The 16,858-nt window shown below is 50.3% G+C and carries 19 protein-coding genes; 12 read left to right on the top strand and 7 right to left on the bottom strand.

From position 1 onward, the window contains the following. Positions 1-20 precede the first annotated feature (20 nt). The 4 genes from ACO0LC_RS12075 to ACO0LC_RS12060 all read left to right on the top strand — a co-directional run bounded on the left by ACO0LC_RS12075 (position 21) and on the right by ACO0LC_RS12060 (position 3,941). Positions 21-1,418: an MBOAT family O-acyltransferase gene (locus ACO0LC_RS12075; protein ID WP_423003304.1), complete on the top strand. Its 1,398-nt coding sequence runs from the start codon at positions 21-23 to the stop codon at positions 1,416-1,418. A gap of 9 nt (positions 1,419-1,427) precedes the next feature. Continuing rightward, positions 1,428-2,564, top strand: coding sequence for an alginate O-acetyltransferase AlgX-related protein (locus ACO0LC_RS12070; RefSeq protein WP_423003302.1), 1,137 nt, complete (start codon positions 1,428-1,430; stop codon positions 2,562-2,564). A 25-nt stretch (positions 2,565-2,589) separates the two neighbouring features. Continuing rightward, complete coding sequence (locus tag ACO0LC_RS12065) at positions 2,590-3,090, top strand: 2'-5' RNA ligase family protein (RefSeq protein ID WP_423003300.1); 501 nt, start codon at positions 2,590-2,592, stop codon at positions 3,088-3,090. 107 nt (positions 3,091-3,197) lie between these two features. Continuing rightward, positions 3,198-3,941, top strand: coding sequence for a Sir2 family NAD-dependent protein deacetylase (locus ACO0LC_RS12060; RefSeq protein ID WP_423003298.1), 744 nt, complete (start codon positions 3,198-3,200; stop codon positions 3,939-3,941). A gap of 14 nt (positions 3,942-3,955) precedes the next feature. Here the strand turns inward: ACO0LC_RS12060 and ACO0LC_RS12055 are convergent, their stop codons facing one another. Genes ACO0LC_RS12055 through ACO0LC_RS12035 form a run of 5 tightly spaced genes read right to left on the bottom strand, consistent with a single transcriptional unit; the run spans position 3,956 to position 7,744 of the window. Beyond that, positions 3,956-4,618 carry an SMI1/KNR4 family protein gene (locus ACO0LC_RS12055; protein ID WP_423003296.1) on the bottom strand — a complete coding sequence of 221 codons (663 nt, stop codon included), beginning with the start codon at positions 4,616-4,618 and terminating at the stop codon, positions 3,956-3,958. Between the two features lie 16 nt (positions 4,619-4,634). Beyond that, on the bottom strand, positions 4,635-5,213 hold the full coding sequence (locus ACO0LC_RS12050) for a hypothetical protein (RefSeq protein WP_423003294.1): 579 nt from the start codon (positions 5,211-5,213) through the stop codon (positions 4,635-4,637). A gap of 5 nt (positions 5,214-5,218) precedes the next feature. Beyond that, positions 5,219-6,124: a ribosome small subunit-dependent GTPase A gene (gene rsgA / locus ACO0LC_RS12045; RefSeq protein ID WP_423003292.1), complete on the bottom strand. Its 906-nt coding sequence runs from the start codon at positions 6,122-6,124 to the stop codon at positions 5,219-5,221. Next, positions 6,124-6,477, bottom strand: a complete 354-nt coding sequence (locus ACO0LC_RS12040; RefSeq protein WP_423003608.1) for a 4a-hydroxytetrahydrobiopterin dehydratase — start codon at positions 6,475-6,477, stop codon at positions 6,124-6,126. Before ACO0LC_RS12040 ends, rsgA begins: the two co-directional genes overlap by 1 nt. Before the next feature lie 7 nt (positions 6,478-6,484). Next, on the bottom strand, positions 6,485-7,744 hold the full coding sequence (locus ACO0LC_RS12035) for a M48 family metallopeptidase (protein ID WP_423003289.1): 1,260 nt from the start codon (positions 7,742-7,744) through the stop codon (positions 6,485-6,487). Between the two features lie 42 nt (positions 7,745-7,786). On the opposite strand from ACO0LC_RS12035, the gene orn reads away from it, so the two are divergent. After that, complete coding sequence (gene orn, locus ACO0LC_RS12030; protein WP_423003287.1) at positions 7,787-8,383, top strand: oligoribonuclease; 597 nt, start codon at positions 7,787-7,789, stop codon at positions 8,381-8,383. Between the two features lie 101 nt (positions 8,384-8,484). On the opposite strand, the gene ACO0LC_RS12025 is transcribed toward orn, so the two are convergent. Both ACO0LC_RS12025 and ACO0LC_RS12020 read right to left on the bottom strand, forming a co-directional pair. Further along, a complete protein-coding gene (locus tag ACO0LC_RS12025) occupies positions 8,485-8,919 on the bottom strand; it encodes a VOC family protein (RefSeq protein ID WP_423003285.1) in 435 nt (144 codons plus the stop codon). Positions 8,920-8,945: 26 nt separating this feature from the next. Next, a complete protein-coding gene (locus tag ACO0LC_RS12020; protein ID WP_423003283.1) occupies positions 8,946-9,302 on the bottom strand; it encodes an FKBP-type peptidyl-prolyl cis-trans isomerase in 357 nt (118 codons plus the stop codon). 393 nt (positions 9,303-9,695) lie between these two features. On the opposite strand from ACO0LC_RS12020, the gene ACO0LC_RS12015 reads away from it, so the two are divergent. From ACO0LC_RS12015 to ACO0LC_RS11985, 7 genes are all read left to right on the top strand, one after another. Then, positions 9,696-10,670 (top strand): cytochrome D1 domain-containing protein, encoded by a 975-nt coding sequence (locus ACO0LC_RS12015; protein WP_423003281.1) that lies wholly within the window; start codon positions 9,696-9,698, stop codon positions 10,668-10,670. Between the two features lie 34 nt (positions 10,671-10,704). Next, positions 10,705-11,472 carry a polysaccharide deacetylase family protein gene (locus tag ACO0LC_RS12010; RefSeq protein ID WP_423003279.1) on the top strand — a complete coding sequence of 256 codons (768 nt, stop codon included), beginning with the start codon at positions 10,705-10,707 and terminating at the stop codon, positions 11,470-11,472. Then, positions 11,472-12,452 carry a sterol desaturase family protein gene (locus tag ACO0LC_RS12005; protein ID WP_423003277.1) on the top strand — a complete coding sequence of 327 codons (981 nt, stop codon included), beginning with the start codon at positions 11,472-11,474 and terminating at the stop codon, positions 12,450-12,452. Before ACO0LC_RS12010 ends, ACO0LC_RS12005 begins: the two co-directional genes overlap by 1 nt. Continuing rightward, the gene (locus tag ACO0LC_RS12000; protein ID WP_423003275.1) at positions 12,449-13,261 is read left to right on the top strand and encodes an EI24 domain-containing protein; all 813 of its coding nucleotides are present in this window, start codon (positions 12,449-12,451) and stop codon (positions 13,259-13,261) included. The genes ACO0LC_RS12005 and ACO0LC_RS12000 overlap by 4 nt, the downstream gene beginning before the upstream one ends. Before the next feature lie 13 nt (positions 13,262-13,274). Next, complete coding sequence (locus tag ACO0LC_RS11995) at positions 13,275-14,075, top strand: competence/damage-inducible protein A (protein ID WP_423003273.1); 801 nt, start codon at positions 13,275-13,277, stop codon at positions 14,073-14,075. After that, positions 14,072-15,424 (top strand): TAXI family TRAP transporter solute-binding subunit, encoded by a 1,353-nt coding sequence (locus ACO0LC_RS11990; protein ID WP_423003271.1) that lies wholly within the window; start codon positions 14,072-14,074, stop codon positions 15,422-15,424. Before ACO0LC_RS11995 ends, ACO0LC_RS11990 begins: the two co-directional genes overlap by 4 nt. Before the next feature lie 117 nt (positions 15,425-15,541). Then, complete coding sequence (locus ACO0LC_RS11985) at positions 15,542-16,834, top strand: acetamidase/formamidase family protein (RefSeq protein ID WP_423003268.1); 1,293 nt, start codon at positions 15,542-15,544, stop codon at positions 16,832-16,834. Positions 16,835-16,858: the final 24 nt, after the last annotated feature.

Raw genomic sequence — 16,858 nt, 5'->3', positions numbered from 1 at the left:
TCTGATTACGGGTTCTGGCTATGGTATTTGCGTCCCTGGAGTTTCTTACACTCTTCCTCCCCTTATTTTTTGCGCTCTATCTGATCACGCCCCAGCGTTTTCGTAACCACACATTATTGGTCGGCAGCTGGTTATTTTATGCGTGGTGGACGCCAAAATTCTTATTGCTGATTATCGCTTTGACGGTACTCGCCTGGGGCGCAGCAATACTGATAGACAAGAGCCAGAGCGAACAACGCAAAACTCGTTTGATGGTAAGCGCCATCGTTCTCAATCTGTTGTCGCTGGTCTGGTATAAATACACCAATATGCTGGTGTATTCGCTCAATACCATCCTGACTGGCCGTGACATGCCCATCATACCGTGGGAAAACCTCATGCTGCCTATAGGCTTGTCCTTCACGGTACTGCATGCGATTTCTTATATTGTTGATGTGCGCCGCAAGACGGTGGCTGCGCAATACAGCATCATTTCTTTCAGTGCCTATATGGCCATGTTCCCGCATTTGATTGCCGGCCCGATTGTGCGCTACAAGGTCATCGATACAGAATTGCGTGAACGGGTTTTTTCCATCGACAAGTTTGCTGCTGGTGTGCGCCGTTTCATGGTCGGCTTTTCGATGAAGGTCTTGATTGCTGACACTTTGTCACCCATCGTGACCCTGGGATTTGGCTTGCATAATCCCAGTTTGATCGATGCCTGGACTGCTTGTGCCGCCTATACCCTGCAATTGTATTTTGATTTTGCCGGTTATAGTGCCATGGCCATAGGCTTGGGCTTGATGCTGGGCTTTGATTTCCAGGAAAATTTCAATAACCCTTACTTGGCCGTGTCGATACAGGATTTCTGGCGGCGCTGGCATATGACGCTGTCCTCGTGGCTGCGTGACTATCTGTATATCAGCCTGGGTGGCAATCGTGGCGGCCCAGCCCGCACCTACATCAATCTTTTGCTGACCATGGCAATCGGTGGTCTCTGGCATGGCGGCGAAAACTGGAATTACCTGATCTGGGGCATCATCCAGGGCACAGCCCTGTGCTGTGACCGCGCATTTACCCAGCGAGGATTGTCCATGCCTGACTATCTGTCGCGGGCGCTGACCTTGTTCGTCGTCATGCTGGCTTGGACAGTTTTCCGCTCTGAGAGCTTTGCTACTGCCACCGATATCTGGGCAGGCCAGTTCGGCTTGCATGGTGTTGCCATGGGGGATGCCATTGCCCAGGCGCTACGCCCCAGCATCATCCTGACTTTTATGCTTGGTCTGGTCTGTGTCGTATATCCCGCGACCAGAATAGGCAAGCAGGGTGGCCTGGGTTATGCAGGCTGGAGCATGACCTGGCCAGTGCTGACTTTTGCTTATGCCGTCGTGGTTCTGGCCGGGCAAAAAGCGATTCCCTTCCTGTATTTCCAGTTTTAGGAGATCAACATGAGCGAGTGTTTTAGATTTGATCCCAAAAAAGCAGGTTGGACACGCTTCATCCCCGTTGCTGCTTTCGGCGTCATCATACTGGGCGGTTTTGCCGTTACCCAGACGTCCTTACGCGATGTGCCCGAAGAAAAATGGGATGGTATAGGCAAAATTAGCCGTCTGCTGGATGGGGAGGCGACGCGGCAGTTTTCAACCCAGTTGAATGATCATTTCCTGCTGAGTAAAGCTTTCGCCAAAATTGAACGCGGTGTCACCTGGGCGATAGCTGGCGATACCGGCGCATCTGTACGGCGTGGTTGTGGCGACTGGTTGTTTTTGTCGGATGAACTCACGCCATATGCTCATGCAGCAGAAAATGCGGCAGCCAGGGCCAGGATCATTACCCAGACTGCCGCTGACCTGCAAATGCGTGGCATCAAGCTGGTGGTTGCTGTAGTGCCCGATAAAACTCGCATAGAAGAAAGCCATTTATGTGGCCTGCATCGCCCTGCGGGGTTTGCCAATCGTTTAAATGACTGGGTGAGCACGCTGACAAATAATAAGGTGGAAGTGTTGAGTTTTGCTCCAGCGCTGGCTGCCATGAAAGAAGAGCGTTATTACCGCAGTGATTCACACTGGAATGAACGTGGGGCCAACGTGGCTGCAATGACCCTGGCAGAGCACCTGCAATCCTTGAAGCTGGTGGACAAACCGGTAGCACCGCTTGACCCCAAAGCCATACAAAGCAATACGACCGAGCGTTCCGGTGACCTCATGCGCGTTTCCAATCTTGAAGGCCTGCCTGCATGGATGCGTCCGGCAACAGAAGTCACCCAGGTCAGCAAGGTTGCACCCGTGGCTGTAGCGAGTGATGATTTGTTTGGCGACGCAGGCCTGCCGACCGTGGCCCTGGTTGGCACATCCTTTAGCCGCGCTGCGAATTTCGTGCCTTTCCTGAGCCAGCACCTCGGTGCCCCGGTTGCCAATCTGGCCAAGGACGGCGGGGACTTTGACGGCGCAGCCTACGCCTACCTGAACAGCAAGGAATTCAAAACCCAGCCTCCTAAAGTCGTAGTCTGGGAAGTACCAGAACGCATGCTGCAAAAAACGCTGACTGCTTCAGAGAAAAAATGGCTGGAGACTTTTAAGTCATAATCCTGATTTGCTTGGGATTTGGGCCATGCTAAATTCACGTCAGCAGCTGAGCATGTTTGTACCTGTGCAAGTCGCCATAGAGTTGGAGCAAGTGCGGCGGGTAGTCGATCCTGTGCAAAGCAGTCTTATCCCGGCACATATAACTTTATGCCGCGAAGATGAACTGGGGGATTTACCCGCGATCAGGAGCAGGCTGCAAAACTTGCGCCGGCCTGCCATATCCCTGAGCTTCGCTCCTGCAGAAATATTCTACGGGCACGGCCTGATCATGCATTGCATAGCAGGGGAGGATGCATTTCTTCATCTGCGTGAGTTTGTGCTGGATTCAAAAGACATCAGGATACAGCGCCCACACCTGACCCTGGCCCACCCCAGAAACCCTAAGGATCCCGGCAATTCCCTGGAAGTTACAGCCAGCCTGCCGACACCCTTGCAGCTTGTTTTCCCCAGCATTTGTCTGATAGAACAAAGCGGCAATCATCCCTGGCGAGTTCTGGAGACTTATGAATTTAGTGACGGTGCATGAGTTAGCTCCGGCGGCATTTTTTTCGACATATGATATGCTGAACTTCCACTTGATACTGTGGCGTTGGATTTCCACGGGAAACTCCCTTCAGCGCGCCAACATTGCTTATGAAAGCAGAAATACAAACAAATAAAATCGTCGTTTTGTCAGGCTCAGGGATTAGTGCTGAAAGCGGTATCCCTACTTTTCGCGATGCAAATGGCCTGTGGCATAACTATTCCTGGGAAGTCGTTGCCAGTCCAAGCGGTTGGCGCGCCCATCCCGAGGTCGTGCTGGAATTTTATAATGAACGCAGGTTGCAGGCAGCCCAGGCGCAAGCCAATGCCGCACATCTTGCTCTTGCTGAACTTGAATCGGCCTATGAAGTTGTTGTGATCACCCAGAATATTGATGATCTGCATGAAAGAGCAGGTTCTTCAAACGTCATTCATGTACATGGGCAGTTGAATCATGCACGTGGCACTTCTGAAGCGCGCAGGCGTTACCGTATTGATGCAGCGCCTATACAATTGGGGCAATTCTGTGAAGACGGTACGCAACTCTGCCCTGACATAGTCTGGTTCGGTGAAGATGTTGAATATCTAGAAGAATCCAGAAGGCATATCGCAACCGCTGCCAAGGTTCTCGTGGTCGGCACCTCATTGACTGTTTTTCCCGCAGCCTCATTGGTCAAAGCTGCGAGGGGCAGGGCAGAGAAAATACTGGTTGCACTGGCAATGGACAAGCTGCCTTATGGCTTCAGGTTCATGCGTGGCAAGGCGAGCAGTATTGTTCCATTTTTATGCCAGGGCTGGTTGACCGAACGCCAAAATCGTGACCTGTATACTGATTCAGATACGCACGCGTTCTGACGAGAATGGGATAATTAATACAGCCACTTCTTCACCAACCCATGCCCATGGCGTTGTGCAAGCAGATCAAGGCCTGTGTCTTCGTTCTCATGTATTTCTGCCAGGCAGCGTATCATCAGTGCATCCAGGTATTCTTCCACTGAAGTGAAGAAGGGGCTGAGCATGTCACCATCGTCATGGTCAAAGTAAAATACATGATGGTTTTCACGATGAAAGCAAAACATATTGCCATTGCCCAGATAGTCACCAAAAGCAATCAAGTCTTTTACCAGTTCCAGCACATCGGTATTGTCACCATCTTCCAGCATATCAGTAATTCCCGGATAGGCTTCCAGCAAGGGTTGGATAGGTGTATAACCAGCCGGACTGACGCTGCATATTTTTTCTGCCAAGGATAAAGCACCAAATTCGCGATGATAAGCCTTCAAGGCGGGCGGCAGCGGGCAGGACAAACGCGTTTCCAGATCAAGCAAATCGGCTTCGGTTACCGGAGCAAAGCGTGCCTGGCTAACATGCCCTTCCCATAGCGCGGCGTAGGCGGTAATGACGGCACGATACCATGCTGGTCTGCTCTCTGAAGAGAGTTGTTCTGGCCAGCACAAATCGGGGCAGCCTGGAGGTGGCCAGTGATCAGTCGATAAATCATCTTGCATGGTGTTTACTGTTTGTTGTGGCATGCTGCTCAGGTCTGGCTTAATTACACACTCTCTTGTCCGACTGGCTCAATACCTTTGCCTGGGTAATCAGTAATTGATAGATGGGGTAGGGCCAGTGTTCAAAAAGTTTTAGTTTGCCGCGCACAGGGCAACTGGAAGTCGCGTATATCTTGCTGGAGTCTGTCTGCATATATCCCATCTTGAATTTAATATCTTCAGGAAATGGGTTTTCTACTTCGAGCAGCATGTCCTTTTGTTTATCCATCTGCTGAAATTTAAATACCAAAGTGCGCTCGGGATGTGCATTGCTACTGACGGCTTGCTTCAGGCTGATTGCTCCATTAATGATGCTTGCTTCTACGAACACTGTTTCACCCGGAAAAACGGAGATTAATTTTTTATTGGCAAGAACAGGCAGCGGCGTCTCAAAATCGGCCTCAAATACATCTTGATTATTAAGCTGGAGCTTGAAGTTTGGTGTGCGGCAAAAAATCTGTTTGCACAACTCCTTCACATCCATCTGAGCGTCGGCAGATTGTGCAAAAGATAAAGGTGATTGCAGGCAGAGTAGCGCGATTACCAGGCTCGTTCTACAACTTGTTCGTAGTAAATTCATACGCCTCAATACCCAATTGTTTGCTTGGATTCATGCACCAGTTGTTCAAACATGTCATGCCGCATGGTCGAGATTTCACCATCCTTGACGGCCGCCAGAATCGCGCAACCAGGCTCGCTATGGTGGTGGCAATTGTAGAATTTGCATTTGCCCAGGTGTGGCAAAAATTCTGGGAAGGCGCGTTCCAGCATGCCTTCGCTGAGGTGATGCAAACCAAATTCCTGGAAGCCTGGTGAGTCGATCACATAGGAGTTGGCATCCATGTGATACAGGCGGGTGAAGGTAGTCGTATGCTTGCCGGTGTCCAGCGCCGCCGAGATTTCGCGAGTGGCGATTTCTGCATCGGGGATCAGCAAATTGATGAGCGAAGACTTTCCCATGCCAGACTGACCGATGAGGATAGTGCTTTGCCCTTGCATCAGATTGTGCATGAGCTGGCGCGTGCCTTCCGGGTCTGTTCTGACGGATACTTCATGCACTGGATAACCCAGTTTTGCATAGAGGCCTACGCGCTCCCTGGCCTTGGGCAGGGAGGTGGTGACGTCGACCTTGTTCAGGATCAGATGTGGTTTGATGCCAGCTGATTCTGCCGCTACCAGGGCGCGTGATACCAGGTCATCGGTAAAACTGGGCTCAGTCGCAACCACAATCAGCAACTGAGTGAGATTGGCCGCCAGCATCTTGGATTTATACTGGTCAGAGCGATACAGCAAAGTCTTGCGCGTGGTGATGGCTTCTATCACACCCTGGTTTTTTGATGTCAGGGCGTATTCAACGATGTCACCTACCGAGACATCGCTCTTTTTGCCACGGGTAACGCAATGGAGCTTGACTTGCTCACCATCTATCTCGGCCTGTACCAGGTAATGACGACCATGCGCTGCAATGACTAAAGCCTGTGAACGCGCCATCAGGAAAAACTCTGCTGAAAAATCGCGTCTATCTTGGCAGCGCAGATAAAGTCATTTTCTGAAATGCCACCTTTGCCATCATTGACGGTATGCGTATCAAATTTGATGACGCAGCGGTTATACGTGACCACCAATTCCGGGTGATGGTCTTCTGCATGGATCACATAGGCAATCGCATTGATGAAGGCCAGGGTTTCATAATAATTCTTGAACTGGAAAGTCCTGACGATGCGCGGGCCATCTTGTGCCCATTCAGGGGTGGCGGCAAAGTAGGCTGGCAGGCTGGCGTCGTCCAGGCCAGTTTCTGTGTGCTGGGATTTTTTTGCCAGTAAGTCTGTGGATTTAATCATGATATCTCCGTTATTGTGCAGCCAGCAGGTGGTTGATGCGCACCGATGCTGAGGGGTGTGAGTCATAAAAAGCCGAATGCAGGGGATCAGGCGTCAGGGTAGATGAATTGTCGTCATACATTTTGACAAGGGCAGTGACCAGGTCATTGGCATTGGTATGTTTGGCGGCAAAGGCATCGGCTTCGAATTCGTGTTTGCGTGAAGTGATCGCACTCAGTGGTGAAAACAGGAAAGTAAACACCGGCAAGGCCAGCATGAACAGGATGATAGCCATCGCATCATTTTGCGCCAGCAACATGGGGTCTACACCCAGGCCAGTGTAGAACCAGATTTGTTGTTTAAAAAAGCCCAGCATTGCCATGAAAACCAGCGACAAGGCAAACATGACGACCATGCGTTTGATGATGTGTTTGAGTTTAAAGTGCCCCAGCTCATGTGCCAGCACAGCCTCAATCTCATTGGGTGCCAGGCGTTCTAGCAAGGTGTCATAAAACACGATGCGCTTGGCGCCACCAAAGCCGGAGAAGTAGGCATTGCCATGACCAGAGCGTTTTGAGCCATCCATGACAAAGATACCTTTTAGTGCAAAGCTGACGCGCTTGCTCAGGTTTTCTATGCGTTCGCGTACTTCTTCATTGTCCAGCGGCCAGAATTTATTGAACAAGGGGGCGATCACGACCGGGAAGATCAACATGACCAACATCTGGAAACCGATGAAGAATGCCCAGGCATATAGCCACCACAGGCTGCCTGCCTTTTCCATCAGGGTCAGTATCACCCAGATCAGGGGCAGGCCCAGTACCGCACCTATCAAGGTATTCTTGACCATGTCAGTGAAAAACAGGCCCAGTGTCATCTTGTTGAAACCAAACTTTTCTTCCAGCACGAATTGTGAGTAGTAACTGAAAGGAAATTCAATCACGCTGCTAATAATGGTAAATGCCACCAGCAGGCTGATTTGATACCACATGCCGGGACCTACCAGCTTCACCAGATGTACGGACAGCCATTGCAAACCTCCAAACAGGGTGAAGCCAACCAGGACGGCGGCATTCAATAGCAACATGATCATGCCCAGCTTGGTCTTGGCAATCGTGTAATCTGCCGCCTTTTGATGGGAAGCCAGACCTATTTTTTCTGCGAATTGCGCAGGCACGGCTGCACGGTGCTGCAGGATATGACGGATATGGCGAGAGGCCAGCCAGAACTGAATAATCAGGCTCAATAGCAGGAAGGAAACGAATAAAACCGAAAAAACGGATGAAATCATGGGAAAATGTGACATTCGATAAGTAATAGCCAAGGAAGAATTATGTCACAAGCGACCGACATTCAAACAAACACCGCAAATCCTGCCGCGCCATCCCGTCCAAATGAGTTGAACCTGATCTGGCTGGATATGGAAATGACAGGCCTGGACCCAGATACAGATCGTATCATTGAGGTGGCCGTGGTGGTAACAGATTCACAATTGAATGTGCTGGCAGAAGGCCCGGTATTTGCCATTCATCAATCCGATGAAACCCTGGATAAGATGGATAACTGGAACAAGGGCACACATGGTCGCTCTGGCCTGATCGACAAGGTCAAAGCCTCTACCGTGACAGAAACAGATGCAGAAGCCGCCCTGATCGCTTTCCTGAAGCCCTATGTCCCTGCAGGTAAGTCGCCCATGTGCGGCAATACCATATGCCAGGACCGCCGTTTCATGGCGCGTGGCATGCCCAAGCTGGAGGCTTTCTTCCATTACCGCAATCTGGATGTCTCGACCTTGAAAGAACTCTGCCGCCGCTGGAAACCAGAACTGGCCTCCGGCTTTAAAAAGCATCAGAAACATACTGCACTGGCAGATATTCTGGAATCGATAGAAGAATTGAAATACTATCGCCAGCATTTCATCAAGGAATAAGCAGTCAGGAATTGTTGATTAAAGCACAAAAGCCAGGGTCAACCTGGCTTTTTGCATATTTATTCACGATTATCCACGAATCTGCACTAAGCATTATCGGCTTAAAACAGGATCAGGCCTTCATACGGTTTGATTTTCAAACTCTCCAGCCTTGATTGCAAATCACCGACATGCAATTCCAGCTTGTGACCATCCGGGTCCAGCAGATACAGCGAATCACCTTCGCTTTTATTGATTTTCCATAGAAGCAGCTCACCGGCGTCTGCCTTTTTTGCAAAAACGGCAAAGGTATCGGCTGTGACTGAAAAAGCGCTATGGGTGTATTCGGCGGGGATGCTATTGCGGCAATCACTATCCAGCGACAGGCAAATCCAGTCATTGCCAGCCTGCAGATAAGCGCCATTTTTCCAGCGGGCAACGGGTTTCAAACCCAGAATGTCCACATAAAAATGGAAAGAGCGTTCCAGGTTCGAGACTGATAAGGTCAAGTGATTCAAGCCCGTGACTGCTGCCACGGGCTGTTTCAAGTCAGCCATGCTGTTCTTGAGGGCAGGGGCTGAGATTACACGCCCAGCAATTCCACTTCAAATATCAGTGTTGCATTGCCAGGAATAACACCGCCAGCACCACGCGGGCCATAACCCAGGCTGGATGGGATAGTCAGGATGCGTGTGCCACCTATTTTCATGCCTTGTACGCCTTCATCCCAGCCTTTGATGACATGGCCAGCACCCAAAGGGAAAGAAAATGGCTGACCACGGTCTTTGCTGGAGTCAAACTTCTTGCCTGCGCTACCGTCAGGATTTTGCAACCAGCCAGTGTAGTGAACATCGACGTGGTTACCGGCTTGTGCTTCTGCGCCTTCACCTACAACTTTATCTTCATATTGCAGGCCGCTTACTGTTGTGATAGTGCTCATTGTTTTTCCTTGATTTTGCGTTTTATAACGCTGTTCATTCAATTCCGGCATGTTGTTTGCGCGCTTGGACCCCTAGATGCAGGTTAAAGCGAAGATTGCCGGATACTCTATTATTTATTGCTTTTTGGTAATTTCCAGACTGCCAGAGGCAGAGTTGAAACCACTGTTCTTCCATGATTTTTTGCATTACATCGAAAAAAGCTGGCGCAATTGTAGAGCAAAAGAAAAGACTTGGGACAGTACACTTTACTTTCTTGCCCTAAGAGCAACATGACTTGACTTGATTTTGAACAAATTAAGTAAAAAAGCTGAAAAACAATTGAAGGAAAGCTCTTTCCTTATTGTCATGCGCTGTAAAATGCCAGTTCGATTTATTTTTTGCGGTCTTCTTTCATGCGTAGTCGTATTTTGTTGTCGTCTTTGGCGTTTTCTTTCATTTCCGGTTTTTCAGCATATGCTGCCCAGGCCAATGTCGTTGTGGTATTGAACTCGCGCGATGCAACCGTGAGCCTGCTTGATCAGACCAGCTATAAAGAAATCGGTACCTTTCCTGTCGGCAAGGAACCTCATCATCTGATGGCCACGCCCGACAATAAGTCCCTGATAGTCGCTAATGCGGTAGGCAATGAACTGGTATTTCTTGATCCCAAGAGTGGCCAGATCCAGCGTCGCGTGAAAGACATTGCTGATCCATATCAAATCGGCTTTTCACCAGACCAAAAATGGTTTGTCTCAAACTCCCTTCGTCTGGATCGTGTTGATTTCTATAAATTTGATGGCCAGGAAATGAAGCTGGTACAACGTGTGCCACTGGCCAAATTACCTAGCCACATGGCTTTTGATGCGGCCAGTACCACGGTGTTTATTACCCAGCAAGGTAGCGACCAGGTCTCGGCAATTGACCTGGCCACCCAAAAAGTTAAATGGACTATGCCTGTCGGCAAGCTGCCAGCAGGCATATCCATGACACCCGATGATAAATACTTGCTAGTCGGTATCATGGGCAGCAATTATGTGGAAGTCATAGACTGGCGCACCCAAAAAACAGTGAAAAAGATCAAGGCGGGCGAGGGTACGCATAATTTCCGTGCCCTGGGCGACAAGCGCCATACCTTTGTTTCTAACCGCACCTCCAATGAAATCAATATCCTGGACCAACAAACCCTGGAAATGGTAGGCAGCATCGCTGTGCCTGGTGGGCCTGACTGCATGGAAGTCAGTGAAGATGGCAAAACCCTGTGGACTACGCTGCGCTGGATCAAAAAAGTGGCTGTCATTGATATCCCTTCCCGCAAAGTCATCAAAATGATACCGGTAGGCCGCTCCCCGCATGGTGTGTACTTTGCCAACCGTGCTGGCAATATGTAAATTGTTGCGACCTGCGCATCTGGTCAGATGGGCCATGGCAGCCATGTTGACTGTGCCTGCCACCACTGTGGCAACTACCATGGCAGGCAGTTGCAAGGGAACGGTCTACCTGACATTTGATACTGGCAGCCAGTCACAGGCAGAGCTAATCGCCGCGACTTTGCGCCGCCATCAAGCCAAGGCGACATTCTTCCTGGCGAATGAAAAAACCGTGCGGGGCGATTATTCGCTGGACATGAGCTGGTCATCCTATTGGAAGAAGCTGGCTGAAGAAGGTCATGCTTTTGGCAGCCATACTTTTGACCATGTATATGTCGTCGGTGATTTACCAGAGGGACGTATCGCCGTCAAGCCGCAGTTTGGTGCGCAAGCTGGTCAAACCCTGCACTGGACGGCACAAGAGTATTGCCAGGAGTTGCGTCGTGTCGATCAACGGTTTTTTGCCTTGACCGGTAAGAAGCTCGATCCTTACTGGCGTGCACCTGGTGGCAAGTTGACACCCAACTTGCTCAAAGCCGGGCAGGCTTGTGGCTACCAGCATGTAGGCTGGTCACCTGCAGGTTTTTCTGGTGATGAATTATCCAGCGAAAAATTCAGCAATCCCTTGTTGCTCAGAAATTTACTCGACAAGCTCAGGGATGGCGATATTTTCATGGCACATTTGGGCATATGGTCACGCAAACAAGCCTGGGCACCAGAAAACCTTGAACCCTTGCTCATTGGCCTTGAGCAAAAATCCTTTTGTTTTGCTACTCTACGCGAACATCCCGCTTACCATAATTTAAACCAGCAGAAAAAATAATGACTATTTCCGATCTGTTCACAAGTCTGCAAGCCTGGATTTTTGAAACGATAGTACAGCCCCTGATGTTTAACCTGGGCCTGGGTGAGTTTGTGGAAGACTCCTATGAAGGCGTCGAGTGGTTCATGCTCGGTATTTTGCAATTGATCGTGCTGTTCATCATCCTGCGTCCGCTAGAGGCCTGGATGCCCGTGCATGAGATCAAGAACCGCTATGCACGCTGGAATGACTTCATTTATACCGCCTTGCACAGACTGGGCGCATTTTCTATCCTGGTGTTTTTTGTGCTCGATCCCTTGCTCGACCAACTAACGGCTATTTTGCATTTGCAAGGCGTGAACCCCTTCAACCTGGAAAATATCTGGCCAGGCATGCTGCAATATCCAGTCTTGCTGTTTTTAGTGTACTTGTTTGTGCTGGATTTTTTTGATTACTGGTATCACCGAGCCGAACATCAGTTCAACTGGTGGTGGGCTTTGCATAGCCTGCACCATAGCCAGCGCGACATGAATTTGTGGAGCGATAACCGCAATCACTTGCTGGATGATTTCATACGCGATATTTATATGGGCCTGATCGCCATCGTCATCGGTGTAGAGCCGGGGCAATACGTCATGCTGGTGATGGCATCACAAATGCTGCAAAGCCTGCAACATGCCAACGTGCGCATCCATTTTGGGCTTATCGGTGAATACCTGCTGGTGTCACCACGCTACCATCGTACCCACCATGCCATAGGCATAGGCCATGAAACCCATGGCAAGGGCACTCTGGGCGGGCATAACTTTGCAGTTCTGTTCCCGATCTGGGATGTGCTGTTTGGCACGGCATTGTTCAGCAAGGAATTTTCTCTGACTGGCATACGTGATCAATTGGCTGCTCCTGAAGGCAGCGGGCGCAACTATGGCGAAGGATTCTGGTCACAGCAATGGCTGGGGCTGAAGCGCATGTGTGGATTTGATAAGGAAAAACAAACATGAATATGGCATCTGTCATGCGTGCCTGGGGCAGGGCAGTAGCAGCACAATTACACTATCGTATGTTGCTGCTGACTATATTGCCATTTATGGTCGCCCTTATATTATGGGGTGTGCTCATGTACTTGGGTTTGCAGGAAGCAATGGATTTTATCCAGACCTGGCTCACTGAACACGATGGTTTTGCACGAGTCCGTAGTGTCTTGAGCATGGTGGGCCTACTCGCATTGAAGATGATAGTCGTGCCCCTGGTAGCTATGTGGGTATTGTTGCCGCTGATGATATTCACATCCTTGCTATGCATAGCCTTGTTTGCCATGCCTGCTATTAACAAGCATGTGGGTGGACGTGACTACCCTGATCTTGAGCAAAAGAATGGCGGGACTTTGTTGGGTAGTATCTGGCATTCCCTGTCTTCATTTGCCATCTTCGCCATCATGTGGGTGCTGACTTTACCCCTGAACCTGATACCCTTTGTCGGCCTGGTCTTGCAGCCGCTTTTGTGGGGCTGGCTGACTTATAGAGTCATGGTGTACGATGCACTGGCCCTGCACGCAGATGCAGAAGAAAGAACCAGCCTGATGCAAGAGCATCGCTGGTCTTTGCTCAGCATGGGCATCATCGCTGGCTTGTTCGGTGCAGCGCCTGGTCTGTTGTGGTTGGGTGGGGCTATGTCTACCCTGTTTTTACCGGTGTTGGCGGGGGCTGCAATCTGGGTTTATGTATTGGTCTTTGTATTCACCGGTCTGTGGTTCCAGCATTATTGTCTTGAATCCCTGCAACGTCAGCGCAGTGCGCAGCCTGCTGTATAAAAAAGGAGAAATCGTGGCAATAGGTTTGATTATCGTTGGTGATGAAATTTTATCTGGCAAGCGTGAAGATAAGCATATGTCCAAGGTCGTTGCACTGCTCAAGGCGCGTGGCATGCAGCTGGACTGGGTTGAATACATAGGTGATAACCGTGAGCGTATCACCGCTACCCTGATGCGCAGTTTTGCCAGTGGCGACGTGGTGTTTTGCACAGGCGGCATAGGGGCGACGCCAGACGACCATACACGCCAGTGTGCAGCGGCGGCCCTGGATTTACCAATAGTCTTGCATCCTGAAGCCAAACTGCTGATACAGGAACGTATCATGGATATCGCCAAAGAAAAAGGCGAAGTGGCTGACCTGACGACGCCTGATCATTTACACAGGTTGAAGATGGGCGAGTTCCCGCTAGGGGCGGATATTATTCCCAATCCTTTCAATAAGATCGCTGGTTTTTCCATACGTAATCACTTTTTCGTCCCTGGCTTCCCGGTCATGGCCTGGCCTATGCTGGAGTGGGTCCTGGATACGCATTTTTCTCATTTATTCCATCAACATGCACAATTTGAGCAATCGGTATTGGTGTATGAAATTGCTGAATCCATGGTGACCCCTTTGATGGAGCAATTGGAAGCAGATTTTCCGCTCATCAAAGTCTTCAGCCTGCCCACAGTAGGCAGCGCAACCGAGCGCAGGCATATAGAGTTGGGCGTCAAGGGCGATGAGCAGCAAGTGCCTGTCGCTTATGAAAAAATGCTGGAAGGCTTGCAGCAATTGAAGGCAGAATACATTCCTACTCCTGCCAAGACTGCATGACAATGCAAAAAATCAAGTTCACCCTCTTTAATCTACGTGATCTGCTGGTCGCTTTTGGCCCGGTCACGCTGATGGTGGTGATAGTCTGTGGTGTAGGTTACTGGCTGGTGGACCCGGCCCCGCCGCGTGTGATTGATATTTCCAGCGGACAGGAAAACGGTTCCTATGAGCGCTTCGCCAAACGCTATGCGCAAGAGCTGCAAAAAAATCAGATCACCTTGCGCCAGCAATATTCGCAAGGCTCGGAAGAAAACCTGAGCCGTATCAGTGACCCTGAGTCTGAAATTGAAGTCGGTTTCGTGCGCAGCGGTTCTACCGATGAAGCACTAGCACACGAGCGTGGCCTGATATCGCTGGGCAGTCTGTTCTATGAACCTATCTGGGTGTTTTATCGCGACCCCAAGGAGTTCACCACCATCAGCCAGTTCAAGGGCAAGACCGTCAATATTGGTCCTGATGGTAACGGCGTTGCCAAGCTGTTCAGCCAGATTTTAAGTGTCAACAGCATGTCAGAAGAAGACGTGAGCATACAAAAACTGGCAGACACGCCAGGTACGGTCGCCTTATTGGATGGCAAGGTTGATGTACTGATCTTCAGTTCAGCCAGTGATTCGCCTCTGGTGCAAATGCTATTGCAAACACCAGGCATACGTTTGTTTGATTTTGTACAGGCAGAAGCTTATACAAGGCGTTTCCCTTTCCTGTCGCATGTCATCCTGCCGCGTGGCATTGTCGATATAGGTAAGGATATCCCTGCTCATGATTATCATTTGATCGCACCAACAGCAACCCTGGTAGCGCATGAAAGCCTGCATCCTGCCTTGATGGGCCTGTTACTGCAGGCCGCGCACAGGATACATAGTGGTGCCGACTGGTTCAGTCGCCAGGGTGAATTCCCGTCTGATAAATATACAGAAATACCGGTAGCGCATGAGGCCGAGAAATTCTATAAAAACGGCCCGCCTATGTTGCAGCGTTACCTGAGTTTCTGGATTGCCAATTTCATAGAGCGCATGTGGGTAGTCATCGTCGCCCTCGGTGCCTTGTTCCTGCCACTGTCAAAAATTATTCCGCCCCTGTACGTCTGGCGGATACGTTCGCGCATTTACCGCTGGTATGGGCAGTTGCGGCTGGTCGAGCAGGCGATAGAAGAAGTCGCATTAGAAGACAGGCATAGCGTCGCGGAGAAGCAATTGCGCCAACTTGATGAGATAGAAGAAAAGGTCAACCGTATCACCATACCCTTGTCCTATGCCGAGGAATTATATGGCTTGCGCAGTCATATCGCTTTTGTGCGATCGAGGGTGCAGGGAATGCTGACGGCATCCATGGGGCAGGCAGCCCAATAAAGGGACTGCGTTTGCAGTCTGTGCATGACAATTGGCAGTTCATCGCATTTAATGAAGCTTAGGCGCAGAATAATTTAGTATCGCAGCTACATTTAATTTTTTTTCACGGGAAAAAACATGCTGCGATATGCGATGTTATTGATCTTTCTTGCCCCTTGTCTGGCGACTGCAGCAGATGAAGAGCATTGGCTATTGCAAGTCGATAGATGGGGTAACCGTTCTTATCAGACCTTGAGTCTGACAGCGAATGGTAGCAGTATCAGCGGCAAGCTTGATGGTGACCAGCTTCTTGGTACGCGCACCGCTAAAGGCATTGCGTTCACGGTAACGGATGCTGACAAGGCCAAGTATTCCTATGTCGGCACAGTCAGCAAGGATGCCATGCAGGGCACCGCTGATTTTCCTGATACAAATAACCCGCAGGCAAGAGCCGCACACACATTCAACGCACGCAGGATACCTGATCGCCCTGCCGGAGCGGCACGAAAATACGATTTCCAGCCTACGGATTATTCCAATGAATTTGACCCGCACCGTCTGCCAGTGTTGACTATCTGGCCCGGTGACACCGTGAAGACCAAGACCATAGATTCTGGTGGAGTTGATGAAAATGGTGTCACCAAAGCCTTGTATGGCAATCCGCAGACTGGCCCGTTTTTTGTCGGCACTGCTGAACCGGGTGATACGCTGGTAGTACATCTTAAACGCTTGCGCCTGAACCGCGATTATGCAGACAGCCTCGACAGTATCGTCGGCAGGGCAATGGGTACAGCACTGGCAGCCAAAGCCACAAATCTTGGCAAGCCCATACGCTGGAAGCTGGATAGAGAGCGTGGTCTGGCAAGTCCGGAGACGCCCACAGCAGGGTTGCGTAATTTGAGCCTGCCAGTGCGCCCCATGCTGGGTGGGCTGGCAGTTGCGCCGGGCAATGGTTCGCCACCTATATCTACAGGTGACACTGGCCGCTTTGGTGGCAATATGGATTTTAACGAGGTCGTTGAAGGTAATACCGTCTATCTGACTGTGCAGCAACCCGGTGCCTTGCTGTATCTGGGTGATGCCCACGCCTTGCAGGGAGATGGCGAGACTTCGCAATATGCATTGGAAACATCCATGGACGTGGAATTTACCGTGGGTGTCATTAAAGGAAAATCTGTCAATACACCAAGAGTGGAGTCACCAACGCAGATCATGGTGCTGGGACAGGCAGGCTCGCTGGATGATGCCCTGCGGGTAGCAAGCAGCGGCATGGTGCAGTGGTTGCAACAGGATTACGGGCTCAGCCTGTCAGAGTGTGCGCAGATTTTGGGTAGCGCAATTCATTTCAGTATTCCCAATCTGGCCGGGCGCAGTGTAGGTGTGGCAGCAAAACTCGACAAGACTGTGCTGGCAAACCTGCGCCGTCAATGAGGGCAATGACCAGGGTGCTGGCTT

This window comes from Undibacterium sp. JH2W, from assembly GCF_049340425.1.
In the GTDB taxonomy this organism is placed as follows: domain Bacteria; phylum Pseudomonadota; class Gammaproteobacteria; order Burkholderiales; family Burkholderiaceae_D; genus Undibacterium.
This window is presented reverse-complemented; position numbering and strand designations above follow the sequence as displayed.